Raw genomic sequence first — 14,406 nt, 5'->3', positions numbered from 1 at the left:
TTGATTAACGATGTCAAAGTATATTACAAATTAATTTAGTATTATTACACAATTACTTATTTATTGATTTCTCTTTTACGTAATTTATCCAATAATGTCTCGAAGTATTCTGGAAGTGGTGCTTCATTTTCAATGTATTCACCAGTTACAGGATGTTCAAAACCTAATAAACCTGCATGAAGTGCTTGTCCTTCTAGGTTTAAAGTTTTCTTAGGACCATATTTAGGGTCTCCTACTAAAGGATAACCAATATGTTTCATATGAACTCTAATTTGGTGTGTTCTACCTGTCTCTAATTGACAGTTCACTAAAGTATATTGTTCAAATTTCTCAATAACATTAAAATGCGTAACCGCTTCTTTGCCATCATCGACAATAGCCATTTCTTGACGTTCTTTAGGATTTCTACCTATTGGTGCTTCGATCGTACCAAATTCATGTGGAATATTCCCATGTACTAAAGCTGTATATTCACGTGTAACGGTCTTGTTTACTAACTGTTCAACGAGGCCTCTATGCGCGATATCGTTTTTGGCTATCATTAACAAACCAGAAGTATCTTTATCAATACGATGTACAATACCAGGTCTTATTTCACCATTAATGCCAGATAAGTCGGTAATTTCATGCATTAATCCATTAACTAAAGTACCTGTATAATGACCTGGTGCCGGATGTACAACCATACCTTTAGGTTTATAAACAACAGCCACATCTTTATCTTCATAATAAATTTCAATACCTAAATCTTCTGCAACTAAATCAACTTCTTCAACGACTTTTTCAGTGACAATGATAACATCATTTAATTTAGTCTTATAGTTAGATTTAACCACTTTACTATTTACTTCAACTAAACCAAGTTTAATCCAATCTTGTATTTGGTTTCTTGACCAGTCACTATTTAGTTCTGGTAAATATTTATCGATTCTATTGCCTACTTCTTCTTGTGTCTCTATTTTAAATTCAAATGTATTCAAGCTTTTTCCTCCTTGTCGTCAATTAATATGACGATGATTAAAACTACTACTCCAATTGTTAAAGCTGCATCAGCTACGTTGAAAATTGGAAAGTTATATCCAAATATATAAGTATCAATGAAATCTACAACTTCACCTCTGAATAATCTATCGATAAAGTTACCGATTGATCCAGCAATTAAGAGGCTTAAACCAAATTGTATGAGTGGCTTACCATAGCCTTCATTTTTAAAGAACATAAACAATACAACTAATACTACAATCGTTACGATATAAAACAACCACATTTTACCTTGTAATATTCCCCAAGCAGCACCTTGGTTTCTATGAGATGTAATATAAATTGCATTTGTTATAACCTTTACTGAATCTCCCACTTCTAATGATTTTACGATTAAAAACTTAGTTAGTTGATCCAATGCGATTAATAATATAATAAAAATACTCCAAATCGTTACATTGTAACCTTTACGCATGTTGATTTCACTCCAATCTTGATTATTTTACCATAATAAACAGATTTAATGTTAGTTTCTCATGCAAGATAATAGATTAAACATAAAGAAGAAGTCCATGGCATCAATGAATACCTTGAACTTCTTCTATTCAATAACGATTTAAGTCATCTTTAGATTAAATTAAAGTTTTGACAACTTCTTGACAACGTGGACATAAATTGTCTAGTTCACCTACTGAACCTAATTCTTCAGAATAATTCCAGCAACGTTCACATTTTTCGCCTTCCGCATGTTCAACTTTAACTTTTGCATATTCATATTCAACACCGTCTGTTAATTCGTCTACAACATCAACTTTTGAAACGATAAATAATTGTTGTAAATCTTGGAATTGACTTAAGAATTCTACTACATTAAAGTCTTGTGAATTTGATAATGTAATATGTGCTTCTAATGACTTACCGATAACTTTTTCGTTACGTGCAACCTCTAATGCTCTATTCACATCATCTCTCATGTTCATAAGCGTAGTCCATTTTTCAACTAATTCTAAATCTACTTCATGTGGATTTGGCATATTTGTTAAATGAACACTTTCTTCTTCGACATGTGGGATATGTCCCCAAATTTCATCAGCAGTATGTGGGATAATGGGTGCTAACAATTTAACTAACTTAACTAGAGTTTCATGTAACACTGTTTGCATACTACGACGTTTTAATGAATCTCTTTGTTCAATGTAAAGAATATCTTTACCGTAATCTAAATAGAAGTTACTTAATTCTACATTGATAAAGTTTTGAATATCTTGGTAAATATCTAAATAATCAAATGCTTCATAATGAGATAATGTTCTTCCAATAAATTGATTTAATCTATTATGCATATATTGATCAATTTCTAACATATCTTCGTATTTAACACTGTCAGTTGCTGGATTAAAATCACTTACATTTCCTAATAAGAATCGGAACGTGTTACGGATTTTGCGATATACATCTGAAGTTTGTTTTAAAATTTCATTTGAAATACGAACATCAGCTAAGTAATCAACACTACTTACCCAAAGTCTAGCAATGTCAGCACCCATTTGTTTAACGATTTTATCAGGCACGATAACATTTCCTAAAGACTTACTCATTTTCTTGCCTTCTCCATCCATTACAAAACCGTGGCTTAATAACATCTTGTATGGTGAAATGCCTTTAGTTGCAACTGAAGTTGTAATTGAAGAGTTAAACCATCCTCTATACTGATCACTACCTTCGATATAAATATCAGCTGGATAAGATAATTCTGGTCTTGTTTCTAGCACGCCTCTATGAGTTGAACCTGAATCAAACCAAACGTCCATAATGTCTGTTTCTTTAGTAAATTCTCCATTCGGGCTACCTTCATGAGTAAATCCTTCAGGTAATAAATCTTTTGCTTCACGTTCGAACCAAATATTTGAACCATGTTTTTCAAATAAATCAGCAACATGATTGATTGTTCCATCAGTCATAATGATTTCGCCATTTTCAGCATAGAATACTGGCAATGGAACACCCCAAACTCTTTGACGTGAAATGACCCACTCGCCTCTATCACGAATCATATTATAGAGACGCGTTTTACCCCAATCAACTTTGAATTTCGTATCATCAATAGCATCTAATATATCCTGTCTAACTTTACTGATTGATGCAAACCATTGTTCTGTTGCTCTAAAGATAACTGGTTTTTTAGTACGCCAATCATGTGGGTATGAATGTTTAAAGAATGTAAGTTTTAATAACGCGCCAACTTCGTCTAATTTTTCAGTAATTGTCTTGTTTGCTTTATCGTAAAATTGACCTGCGAACTCTCCAGCTTCTTCAGTAAACACACCTTTATCATCTACAGGGCTAATAACACCTAAGTCATATTTTTGACCAACGATGTAGTCATCCTCACCATGACCAGGTGCAGTATGAACACAACCTGTACCGGCATCTGTTGTAACGTGATCACCTAAGATTACAAGTGATGTTCTATCAATAAATGGATGTTGAGCTGTTGCATATTCTAAATCAGCGCCATTGAATTCTTTTTCGCGAACAATTGTTTCTTTATTCCATTCTAATTCTTCGCATACTGCATCAAGTAAAGCTTCAGCAAGGATATATTTTTTACCTTCAACATTAACTTGGACATACGTTAATTGAGGATTTAGCGCAATACCTAAGTTAGAAGGAATTGTCCATGGCGTTGTTGTCCAAATAATAAATGCTGCATCTTCATCCACAATACCTTTACCATCTACAACATTAAATGCTACATAAATAGATGGAGATTTTTTGTCTTGATATTCAATTTCCGCTTCAGCCAATGAAGATTCACTTGAAGGAGACCAATAAACAGGTTTTTTACCTTTATAAATTAATCCTTTAGCAGCCATTTCACCAAATACTCTAATTTGAGCGGCTTCAAATTCTGGTTTCAATGTGATATACGGATTATCCCAATCACCATTTATACCTAAGCGTTTGAAGTCTGATTTTTGTAATTCGATTTGCTCTAAAGCAAATTCTTTACATTTTTCACGGAATTCTGCTACTGACATTTCTTTTCTTTTGACGCCTTTATTTGTTAATGCTTGTTCAATTGGTAAACCGTGTGTGTCCCAACCTGGTACATATGGTGCATAATATCCAGACATCGCTTTTTGGCGTACAATAATATCTTTTAAGATTTTATTTAAAGCATGACCCATATGTAGATTTCCATTCGCATATGGAGGACCATCATGTAAGATGAATGGCGTATTGCCTTTATTTTTTTCTAATATTTTATTAAATAAATCTTTTTCTTTCCAATCTTCTTGAATTTGTGGTTCTTTGTTTGGAAGACCACCTCTCATTGGAAAGTCTGTTTTTGGCATTAATAACGTATCTTTATAATCCATATTTCTTAATCTCCTTTTTCAATTAAAATATAGAAAAAACTCTATGCTGAAGTAACAGGGACGACTGAATCGCGGTACCACCCTTATTAACTCAACATAGAGTTCTCTCAATTAATGTATAAATTTGTGTAAACAGGTGATACCTAAAGAATCGAATTCACTAGGCTTGCACTATCCCTAGTTCGCTGAATAATTCCTTACTCTTCAGACTTGTCCTCTTCACTTTTAGTTGATTGATTATTTATCTGTTCTTGATTATTTTGTTCTTCTTTATTCAAAATGTCAATATTTTCTTCGGTAACACTTTGTTGATCAACATCATAATTCAATAAGTAATCCCAATCATCATTTTTCAATAAATCTAATTGTGCTTCTACTAACATACGAAAACGAGATCTAAACACTTTAGATTGACGTTTCATATCTTCAGTTTGAAAACTAATTTGACGCGCTTTTTGAAGTGCATCTTCAATAATAATGTTTGAACGCCCTTCAGCTTCTTTAATGATTGCATCCGCTTTTAAGACTGCAGTATGTTTCGTTTCTTCACCAGCTTTTTGAGCTTGTAATAGTGCATCTGATATTGTGTTTTCAACTGCTTTAAAACGATTGATGTTTTCATCTTTGTCATTAATTAATGTTTGTAATTGTTCTTTATCTGATTTTAATTTTTCAATTTCATCACTTAAAGTTTGTAAATATTGACGTACTTCTGATTCATCTAAACCTTTATGAACTCTATTGAATTCCTTTTGTTTGATGTCTTCTGGGCTAAATGCCATCAGTTTTCCTCCTCAAGACTATTTAAATAAGGTACGGTAAGTAATTCTAAGTTTACCTTTTTTTGATTCACCATTATTTGATAGAATCAATGCTCTACCATATCCTTTAATAGATAATAAGTCATTTTCTTCGACTATAAAGTCTACTGCTTGTATTTCCCTATGATTAATCTTAACACGTTTACTTTCGATGAGTTTTTTACTAATTGTTCTACTTGTATTCGTAACATGTTTAACAATTACATCCAGTCTCATCGCACTCACTGTGGTGTCATGAGTAATCCAATTCTCATTTGATTGTACCATATTTTTAAATGGAATTGAACTCAATTTGATTCCAGCACCCTTTATCTTAGTGAATTCTAACATAATATATGATTCGAATCGTTTTGTCAAAACAAACTGAATTTTATCGTTTACTATAATATCGCCAAGTTGATTTCGATCCATACCTAAAGACATTAATGCCCCAAGTACATTTCGATGTGAAACAGTAACAAATTTGGATGGATAATCCAACTCAATTAATACCATTTCAAAGTCATCTTCTTGAGGGACAAAGTAATCTGGAGCTATTATAGCACGCTTTCTTTCAGATTGTTCATTGCCACCAAAATAATGCACCATTAGTTCATCATATCCACCTACAATCGTATTAAGTATATATTGTTCACGTGGATCTAAAAAATCAGTTAGCATATGTTGGTAATTTCGTTCTGCAATGTCACATTTATTTATAAATAAATCAATTTCTTCTCTTTCTTCTTTTCTAAAATGTTGATAAATATCCATATTCACACCTCAAATGATATAAAAAATAGGATGTGACATATTGTCTCACCCTATTTCTCGGTATTAGTACTTAAATTATTACAGAATTGGCATTACTGGTACAATCATGTTAAATATATTGATTAAACCAAAGTAGAATAAACTTAATGTAATAAATGCTACTAGTGACGAAATATCTAACATCCCTAATGGTGGAATAATTTTTCTAAATGGCTCTAAAAACGGTTCATATATTTTACCTAAAAATTGGCCAAATCCACCTTCTCTTACACCAGGTAACCAAGATGTAAGGAAGTATACAATCATACCATATTGATATATTTTAACTACAAATAATATAAATCCTAAAATCGTACTTAATAATCCATTATCCATAAAATATTTCCTCTATTCTTGATAAGGTTCAACTTGTTCTAATTGTTCAGTGATCGACCCTGCTACTTCTACATTATCAGGTGTACATAAGAAGATATCAGTACCCACTCTTCTAATGTCTCCACCAATTGCATATACAGTACCACTTAAGAAATCTATAATTCTCTTAGCAGAAACTTTATCTATACGCTGTAAATTCACTAATGTTGTTCTTCTATTTTTAAGCTCATCTGCTATATCTTGAGTATCTGAGAAAACTCTAGGCTCAAATAGACACATTTTAGAACTTTGCGCAAAATCCATATTACCACTCATGCTAACAACATTTGTTTGTGATGAATTTGTACGTTTTTCTGTCATGGCCTCTTTCCTTTCAGGTTTTTTAAAATCACGAGCACGCTGTGATTGATATCTAGTTGTGTTTCTATTTTGTGTAGGTACACTTTTAATAGATTGTTGATTTGTCTTTGTCTCTTGTTGTGGTTTTTCTTGTTGTGGCGCTCTATGTTGTTCTTGTCTTTGATCTTCGTATACTTCTTCTTCTTCATCTACAATAAAGAAACCTTTGAATACATCTTTTATTGCCATAAATTACACTCCTATTCGCCAACTAATTTTGTACCTATTCTAACAAACGAAGCACCTTCTAAAATTGCCTCATTGTAATCATTGCTCATACCCATAGATAATTCATTGCATGGGGCATATGATAAATTCATTATTTGTATTTCATCTCTTATTTCTCTAAGCTGTTTGAAATATTTTTGAACTTCTGATTTATCTTCAGTTAATGGTGCCATTGTCATTAAACCAACAACTTTAATGTTCTCAAATTCTTCTAGTTCTTTAATGAATGGAATAACATCTGTGGCAGATATGCCATGTTTAGATTCTTCATTCGATACATTAACTTGAACAAAACAATTTATCACATGATTTGCGCGCTTATTAATTTCTTTAGCAAGTTTAATTCGATCTAATGAATGTAAATAGTCTATTTCATTAATCACTTCTTTAACTTTCCTTGTTTGTAGTGACCCAATAAAATGCATCACTGCATCATCTGGTAATTGTTGCTTCTTATCCAAGAAGCCTTCAATTCTATTTTCACCAAAATTTCTTAACCCTGCTTGATATGCTTCTATAGCTCGGTCTATTGTAACATATTTTGTAACAACAATCACTTGAGGTGTGTTTCCAAATTTAGAATTTTTTGTGGCATTTTCAAGGGTGCTATTAAGATTTTTCAAATTTTCTTCTACTGATTTCAATATCATTCCTACTTTCTACCAATAAATGCAAGCATTCTTCCAGTATTTCCTTTTTCAACTCTATATGAAAAGAACATATCCGTTTCATTTGCTGTACAGTGCTTAGTTCTTAATATGTGCTGTGGATTAATACCGTAATAGATAGCTAATTGTTCATTTGCAATCTTTAAATCAATTCCGTATCTATCTTTATCTCTATATTCTGTATACAAATCAATGTCGATAGGTAAGGTTTGAAATTTTTGATAGATATCTTCGTTTATCTCATAACTATTAGATGTCGATGGCCCTATAATGATTCTTAAATCGTTTAGATTACCATTATATTGTTCAATCATTTCTTTTATGATTTCTGCGTATGTACCTCTCCACCCTGCATGACATAAACCAACATATTCATTCTTAACATCATATAGATAAATTGGTACACAATCTGCAAAGCACATTGTCAATAAAATATTTGATTCATAAGTATATAAGCCATCAATACCATATAATTCATTGGTTAGTTCTGTAATATTTGTCCCTTTATCTTTATGATTTACTTCTTGAACTTTATTTTCATGTGTTTGGATAGGAAAAATCCAATTTGTCGTCTCAAAATTAATTTCATCAGCCAATATTTGCTGATGTTTTGAAATGTTTTCTTCATTATCATCAATATAACGTGCCATGTTGAAAGCTTTATCTGGGTATGGACTAAACCCACCATTTCTTGTAGTTATACCTATTACAAGGTCTTCTCTGCCATCAGCATGATAAGCAAGATGATGTTCATGTTGATTAAAAATCTCTTTCATTCCATCTCTCCTAACAAAAAAAGTCATCAGGACTTAGCCTGATGACTCTTTAAGTTCATTTATCTTCTAGAGCGTCTAGAACGTCTGTCTTCTCTATTTCGAATGAAACTTGGAATATCACTATCATCAGTTGATTCATTTGCAGGTTTACTTTCAAATGAAGCCTTTCTTCCTAGTGATTCACTTTCATCTCTTTTAGATGATTCTTCAGTTACAGCACCAAATGCTCCGCCACCTTGAGGTTTACGAGCAGTTGATGGTTTGTCATTAAATCCAGTTGCAATTACAGTAACAACTAATTCGTCTTGTAATTCAGGATTAATAACAGTACCAAATATCATGTTCACATCTTCGTCAGCAGCATCTTGTACGATGTCAGCAGCTTCTTGTGCTTCAAATAGAGATAAAGATTCTCCACCTGTAATGTTCATTAACACACCTTGTGCGCCAACAATTGAAGTCTCTAATAATGGAGAAGAAATTGCTTTCTTAGCAGCTTCAATAGCTCTGTTTTCACCAGAAGATACACCGATTCCCATTAATGCTGAACCTTGGTTAGACATAATAGTCTTAACATCTGCAAAGTCTAAGTTTACTTCACCAGAAACAGCGATTAAATCTGAAATACCTTGTACACCTTGACGTAATACATTATCAGCTTCTTTAAATGCTTCCATCATTGGTGTAGATTTATCAACGATATCTAGTAATCGGTCATTTGGTATAACGATTAACGTATCAACAGCTGCTTTCATTGATTCAACACCTGCTGCAGCTTGTGTTTGTCTCTTACGACCTTCAAAGCTAAATGGACGTGTAACAACACCTACCGTTAAAGCACCCATTTCTTTAGCAATTTTAGCAACTACTGGTGCAGCACCAGTACCAGTTCCGCCACCCATACCTGCAGTTACGAATACCATATCTGCACCTTGGATTGCATCTTCAATTTGTTCGCGAGATTCTTCTGCAGCTTTTTTACCTATTTCAGGGTTTGCTCCAGCGCCTAATCCACGTGTTAATTTTTCACCAATTTGAATTTTAGATGATGCTTTAGATAAGTTTAAAGCTTGCCCATCTGTGTTAATTGAAATAAAATCCACATTATTCATACCGTGATCTATCATACGGTTTACAGCGTTATTACCGCCACCACCGACACCTATTACTTTTAAAGTAGCTAAATGATTAAATCCTTGTTCAAATTCTAACATTTATTATCCTCCTAATCTTTATGACCCATCAATCAAATAACGATTTCATTAATTTTTTGAATGCACTTGGCTTCTCTTCGTGACTTTCCGACTCATAATCAGATTCGGTATAATTGTCATCAGAATTTGAAGCTTTCACGTCATTGTTCTTCGCTTTGTTTGGTTTTTTCTTGAACCATTGTTCGTATGGTTTTGCTTTTGTTTCTTGATTTACATCTTCATATGTTTCTTCTTCTATATTATCCGCATCATAATTATTCATTGTAACATAATCTAGTAGCTCATCAAAGTTAATTCCACTAGATATTGTAGATATACTTGACGTGAATTCTGGTTTTCTTATACCCATTTGTGATGGCGTATGTACACGTACTTTTTCATTTACCATATCTTGAAGTAACTCTTTAATACCTAGCAGATTAGAAGATCCACCAGTCACGATAAATCCACCGTTTACATTAGCTATACCCATATCTTGAAGTAAATCAAATGCTTCAAAGAAAATTTCTTCTACTCTAGACTCGATAATTTCGCTTAATTCTTTTTGAGTAAACTGTGCATGTTCTTCTGCATTAATTTGTTCTACACTGAAAACGTCTTGATCAGATGCTGAATCATAAAACGAATGGCCATATTGTTGTTTTATCTTTTCAGCATTATCATATGTAGTGTTTAATGATTTTGCAATGTCTGTTGTAATGCTTCTACCAGCCATTTCTATAATATCTGCGTCTACTAAATTTCCTCTTTCATAGAAGCCTACTTGTGTTAAATCTTCACCTATATCGATTACACAAGCACCAAGTTCTACTTCAGTTGGTGATAGTATTGATTGATAGTTATAAGCATCAGAAAATACATCTAACACATCAACACCGCATGATTCAACACATTTAATAATGTTTATTAAAAGTGATTTTGATGTTGCAATGACACCAGCTTCAACTTTCAATGATTGCGTTGCAACCATTTCTTTAGGATCTGATACTTCATGCAAGTCATCAACAATAAATTTCATTGGAAATACACCAATTACTTCTGTTTCAGGAACGTCATTTAAATCACGAATACCATCTAAAACAGATTCAATGTGACTCCCGTCTATTTCAGTTTCTGTACCTTCAAATTGGATTTCATATTTTTCGTCATATATTTCTGTATTCACGATAGGCATTTTTAAGAAAACTTCTTTAATATCTACCCCAGAAGCAATCGCAGCTTTTTTGATTGTATCTTTAATAGCTTGTTTAGCTATATCAAAGTCATCAATACAACCATTTCTTACGCCATTTGTAAACGTTTGCCCTGTACCTATCACGTTAATGCCATTATGAAATTTTTCTCCTACTATTACTTTTACACTCGATGAACCTATATCTAAACTAATATAATAATGTTCCTCCATCGATAGGCACCTCCTCTAACACATGATAATCAAATTTACACTATTCTTAGTTTACATGATTGATGATTTAATGTGAACTAATAATATGTTTATTTATTGATTTTTTTGCTTATTCTGATGATTTTTCACTTGATTTCGGTTTTTCTTCAGATTTATCGAGTTCTTTTGATAAATCTTGCAATGCTTGATCTAATTTTTTTTGTTCTGACTTAGTACTTTGTTCTTGTTCAGATTCTTTTTCTGACCTTGCTTGTTGTTGTTCTTTAGTTTCATACGGTAAGAATGTTGCACCAACTTGAAAATCAACAAATCCTGGTGTTTTAAGATTACCCGATTCATCTCTTTCTAGTTTATCAGATATACTAGGATAGTAATTGATTTTATTAGCAAAAGTTTGAATATCGCCGATAACTTCAACATTGTCAGTCATAAATAATTGAATTCTATTCTGATTATTCTCACCTGGTTTATAATTAATTTCAGAAATCAAACTTCTTACTTTAGGTTTGACTTTCTTCATTTCAGTCACCATTTTTTTTAACTTCTTCGAACTAAAATCATTTAAAATCGGAACATCCACTGGAATTTCTGTCGTTAAGTGTTTTATAGTCTTGCCATTTTCCAATAGAGGTTCGTATCCTTTTTTGCCTTTAATTAATCCGATTGTTTCATATTCATTTATCGTCACAGTTAGATCATTCGGAAAATGTCTTTTAATGGTTACACTTTTTATACCTTCAATGTTTTGAATTTTCTCTTTCATATCCTTGATAGGTATATTATAAATTCTCGAATCTGGATTTAAATTTAATTTTTTTTCGATTTCATTTTTAGAAACAATCTTCTCACCATTGATATCAACTTTATCAACCTTACTTATATCCGTGAACATGTACAATACAATCAAGAGTACAAGGAGTATGACACCAATGAAGATGCCCAATTGAATTTGACGTCTTCGTTTTCTTTTTGTTTTTAAAGTTTTCAAACGATCATCGTCACTAGTCGTATCAAATTGCAAAATATCTTCATTCTTCTCAGAACTTTTATTCACGGCTGCCTCTCCTTTTTATACAATTTTTAGAATGTTGGTAAATGTTTTTGGAAACTTTCAATAAACTCATTTCCACGTGCTTCGAACGTATCATATTGATCCCAACTAGCACATGCAGGTGATAATAATACGACATCATTAGGTTGAATATAATCTTGAATCGTATCCACAGCATCTTTAACATCTGTTACTTGTAACACTTCTTTACCTTGTGTTAATCCGAGTGTTTTAAGTTTATCTTTAGTTTCTCCAAACGTAACCATCAGTCGTACATTATCCATATAAGGAATAAGATCATCAAAATCATTTCCTCTATCTAATCCTCCACATAGCCAAATAATTGGTGAATTAAATGAGCTAAGTGCAAATCTAGTTGCCAGCGTATTCGTTGCTTTTGAATCATTGAAGTATTTATTACCTCTATTATTACCTACAAATTGTAATCTATGTTTAATACCTGAGAAAGTTGTTAAAGTATGAACAATAGATTTGATTTCAACTCCAGATATAATAGACGCTAATACTGCAACAAGTACGTTCTCTAGGTTATGTTTACCTGGTAATACTATGTCATTCACATGGATAATTCGTATATTATTATATACGACATAATCATCCTTAATATAAATACCATCAACTTCTTGTTCAGTTGAAAAATATAAAATTTTTGATTTTATTTGTTCTTTATCAATTAGGTGTCTCTGTTCGAAATTAAATATTAAATAATCTTCTTCAGTTTGATTCTGGAAGATGTTTTTCTTTGCTTTTTGATATTCTTCTAACGATCCATGATAATCTAAATGTGCTGAATAAATATTAGTTACAATCGCAATGTGTGGTCTATATTTAATCGTACCTAATAACTGAAATGATGATAATTCCGTTATTAGATAATCCTCTTTGTTAACTTCTTGGGCTACTTTTGATGCAACTACACCGATGTTCCCTGAAACTTGACCATTCACTTTACTATTTCCGAACATATCACCAATTAATGACGTTACTGTAGTTTTACCATTTGTACCCGTAATTCCAATTATAGGTGCTTCAGAAATATAATAGCTTAATTCTACTTCTGTAATGATATCTAAATTTCTATTTTCTGCTTCAACTAACAATTGAATACTGTATGGGATACCTGGATTTTTGACAATGAGTGGATTGTTATCTAATAAGTATAAAGGATGTTCACCACTTATTACTTTAATCCCTTGGCTCATAAGTTCGCTTGCATGAGGATCAGATGTTAAATCTTTACCGTCATTAACTATTACATTTGCGCCAAGTTTTTGACAAAGTTTGGCACTTTCATATCCACTTTTAGCAAGTCCTAATATTAGAACATCTTTACCTTTAAGTGCATCAAATTCTTTCATATTACATTACCCCAATCCATAGTCCAATTGCACCTGTTACGATGCCAGTTCCCCAGAAGACTAATACAATTTTCCATTCACTCCAACCTACTAGTTCAAAGTGATGATGTAGTGGACTCATTTTGAATATTCTTTTACCTGTAAGTTTAAATGACGTCACTTGAATCATAACGGATAATGTTTCAAGGACAAATACAAGTCCAATGAATAATAATGTGATTTCTTGGTTTAACATGATAGATATCGTTGCGAAAATACCACCTAACGCTAAACTTCCAGTATCGCCCATAAATACTTTTGCTGGATATTTATTAAATATTAAAAATCCGACTAAACTAGCTAACATAATTAAACAGAACAAACCGACTTCTGGTTTATCAAGCGTAAATGATAAAATTGCATAAAAACTAAATGCAATAATTGAAAGGCCAGTTGAAAGCCCATCTAATCCATCAGTTAAGTTTACCGCATTGCTAAATCCTACTTGCCAGAACACAATAAATACGACATACAGCACAGATAATGGTAACGACCAATCTGTGAATGGAATATTTACAGCAGTAACAAACTCATAATTCGGCAATAATAAACTAACTAAATAGAATATAACTGCAATTGCAATTTGAGATAAAAACTTTTGTCTGCTTGTTAAGCCTTGATTGTTTTTCTTAACTACAATGATGTAATCATCAATAAAACCAATTAAACCAAAGCCAATTGTTACAAATAATAGTAATATTAACGGCCCAATTTGTTCTACAAAAAATAATGCAATGATTGTAACAACTATCGTAGATAGTAAAAATGTAAGTCCCCCCATTGTTGGAGTTCCTGTTTTTTTCATGTGGCTTTTAGGACCTTCTTCTCTAATACTTTGACCAAACTTCAATTTTTTCAGTGTCGGTATTAACACTGGCACTAGAATGAAAGTCAATAAAAACGCAATGACAGGAAGCGTAAAGTTCATAATCGT

General features: G+C 32.2%; 14 protein-coding genes. All 14 read right to left on the bottom strand.

All coding sequences use genetic code 11. The features are described 5' to 3' along the window. Positions 1 to 56 precede the first annotated feature (56 nt). The 14 genes from CD111_RS02755 to mraY all read right to left on the bottom strand — a co-directional run bounded on the left by CD111_RS02755 (position 57) and on the right by mraY (position 14,400). Positions 57 to 980, bottom strand: a complete 924-nt coding sequence (locus CD111_RS02755) for an RluA family pseudouridine synthase (protein ID WP_095088484.1) — start codon at positions 978 to 980, stop codon at positions 57 to 59. Continuing rightward, complete coding sequence (gene lspA, locus CD111_RS02750) at positions 977 to 1,456, bottom strand: signal peptidase II (RefSeq protein ID WP_095088486.1); 480 nt, start codon at positions 1,454 to 1,456, stop codon at positions 977 to 979. Before lspA ends, CD111_RS02755 begins: the two co-directional genes overlap by 4 nt. Positions 1,457 to 1,613: 157 nt before the next feature. Next, entirely contained in the window at positions 1,614 to 4,364 is a 2,751-nt protein-coding gene (gene ileS, locus CD111_RS02745; RefSeq protein ID WP_095088488.1) for an isoleucine--tRNA ligase, read from the bottom strand. Between the two features lie 197 nt (positions 4,365 to 4,561). After that, positions 4,562 to 5,146, bottom strand: a complete 585-nt coding sequence (locus CD111_RS02740; protein ID WP_095088490.1) for a DivIVA domain-containing protein — start codon at positions 5,144 to 5,146, stop codon at positions 4,562 to 4,564. An 18-nt stretch (positions 5,147 to 5,164) separates the two neighbouring features. After that, a complete protein-coding gene (locus CD111_RS02735) occupies positions 5,165 to 5,938 on the bottom strand; it encodes a YlmH family RNA-binding protein (protein ID WP_095088492.1) in 774 nt (257 codons plus the stop codon). 78 nt (positions 5,939 to 6,016) lie between these two features. Beyond that, the gene (locus CD111_RS02730; RefSeq protein ID WP_095088494.1) at positions 6,017 to 6,313 is read right to left on the bottom strand and encodes a YggT family protein; all 297 of its coding nucleotides are present in this window, start codon (positions 6,311 to 6,313) and stop codon (positions 6,017 to 6,019) included. Between the two features lie 12 nt (positions 6,314 to 6,325). Beyond that, on the bottom strand, positions 6,326 to 6,901 hold the full coding sequence (locus CD111_RS02725; protein ID WP_095088496.1) for a cell division protein SepF: 576 nt from the start codon (positions 6,899 to 6,901) through the stop codon (positions 6,326 to 6,328). A gap of 11 nt (positions 6,902 to 6,912) precedes the next feature. After that, positions 6,913 to 7,590, bottom strand: a complete 678-nt coding sequence (locus CD111_RS02720; protein WP_095088498.1) for a YggS family pyridoxal phosphate-dependent enzyme — start codon at positions 7,588 to 7,590, stop codon at positions 6,913 to 6,915. A gap of 2 nt (positions 7,591 to 7,592) precedes the next feature. Continuing rightward, positions 7,593 to 8,384: a peptidoglycan editing factor PgeF gene (pgeF, locus tag CD111_RS02715; RefSeq protein WP_095088500.1), complete on the bottom strand. Its 792-nt coding sequence runs from the start codon at positions 8,382 to 8,384 to the stop codon at positions 7,593 to 7,595. Positions 8,385 to 8,443: 59 nt separating this feature from the next. Beyond that, positions 8,444 to 9,598, bottom strand: coding sequence for a cell division protein FtsZ (ftsZ, locus tag CD111_RS02710; RefSeq protein WP_095088502.1), 1,155 nt, complete (start codon positions 9,596 to 9,598; stop codon positions 8,444 to 8,446). A gap of 28 nt (positions 9,599 to 9,626) precedes the next feature. After that, positions 9,627 to 11,003 (bottom strand): cell division protein FtsA, encoded by a 1,377-nt coding sequence (gene ftsA, locus CD111_RS02705; RefSeq protein WP_095088504.1) that lies wholly within the window; start codon positions 11,001 to 11,003, stop codon positions 9,627 to 9,629. 109 nt (positions 11,004 to 11,112) lie between these two features. Continuing rightward, positions 11,113 to 12,057 carry a cell division protein FtsQ/DivIB gene (locus tag CD111_RS02700; protein ID WP_095088506.1) on the bottom strand — a complete coding sequence of 315 codons (945 nt, stop codon included), beginning with the start codon at positions 12,055 to 12,057 and terminating at the stop codon, positions 11,113 to 11,115. A gap of 26 nt (positions 12,058 to 12,083) precedes the next feature. Then, positions 12,084 to 13,433, bottom strand: coding sequence for a UDP-N-acetylmuramoyl-L-alanine--D-glutamate ligase (gene murD / locus CD111_RS02695; RefSeq protein WP_095088508.1), 1,350 nt, complete (start codon positions 13,431 to 13,433; stop codon positions 12,084 to 12,086). Between the two features lies 1 nt (position 13,434). Beyond that, positions 13,435 to 14,400: a phospho-N-acetylmuramoyl-pentapeptide-transferase gene (mraY, locus tag CD111_RS02690; protein WP_095088510.1), complete on the bottom strand. Its 966-nt coding sequence runs from the start codon at positions 14,398 to 14,400 to the stop codon at positions 13,435 to 13,437. Positions 14,401 to 14,406 lie beyond the last annotated feature (6 nt).

It is taken from the genome of Mammaliicoccus stepanovicii (assembly GCF_002902525.1).
Taxonomy (GTDB): Bacteria; Bacillota; Bacilli; order Staphylococcales; family Staphylococcaceae; genus Mammaliicoccus; species Mammaliicoccus stepanovicii.
Note: the sequence above shows the minus strand (reverse complement) of the source record. Positions and strands in the feature narration are given on the sequence as shown.

Coding starts and splice junctions, on each gene's coding strand:
- lspA (WP_095088486.1), bottom strand. CDS start 1,456: ATGCGTAAAGGTTACAATGTAACGATTTGGAGTATTTTTATTATATTA.
- ileS (WP_095088488.1), bottom strand. CDS start 4,364: ATGGATTATAAAGATACGTTATTAATGCCAAAAACAGACTTTCCAATG.
- CD111_RS02740 (WP_095088490.1), bottom strand. CDS start 5,146: ATGGCATTTAGCCCAGAAGACATCAAACAAAAGGAATTCAATAGAGTT.
- CD111_RS02735 (WP_095088492.1), bottom strand. CDS start 5,938: ATGGATATTTATCAACATTTTAGAAAAGAAGAAAGAGAAGAAATTGAT.
- CD111_RS02730 (WP_095088494.1), bottom strand. CDS start 6,313: ATGGATAATGGATTATTAAGTACGATTTTAGGATTTATATTATTTGTA.
- CD111_RS02725 (WP_095088496.1), bottom strand. CDS start 6,901: ATGGCAATAAAAGATGTATTCAAAGGTTTCTTTATTGTAGATGAAGAA.
- CD111_RS02720 (WP_095088498.1), bottom strand. CDS start 7,590: ATGATATTGAAATCAGTAGAAGAAAATTTGAAAAATCTTAATAGCACC.
- pgeF (WP_095088500.1), bottom strand. CDS start 8,384: ATGAAAGAGATTTTTAATCAACATGAACATCATCTTGCTTATCATGCT.
- ftsZ (WP_095088502.1), bottom strand. CDS start 9,598: ATGTTAGAATTTGAACAAGGATTTAATCATTTAGCTACTTTAAAAGTA.
- ftsA (WP_095088504.1), bottom strand. CDS start 11,003: ATGGAGGAACATTATTATATTAGTTTAGATATAGGTTCATCGAGTGTA.
- murD (WP_095088508.1), bottom strand. CDS start 13,433: ATGAAAGAATTTGATGCACTTAAAGGTAAAGATGTTCTAATATTAGGA.
- mraY (WP_095088510.1), bottom strand. CDS start 14,400: ATGAACTTTACGCTTCCTGTCATTGCGTTTTTATTGACTTTCATTCTA.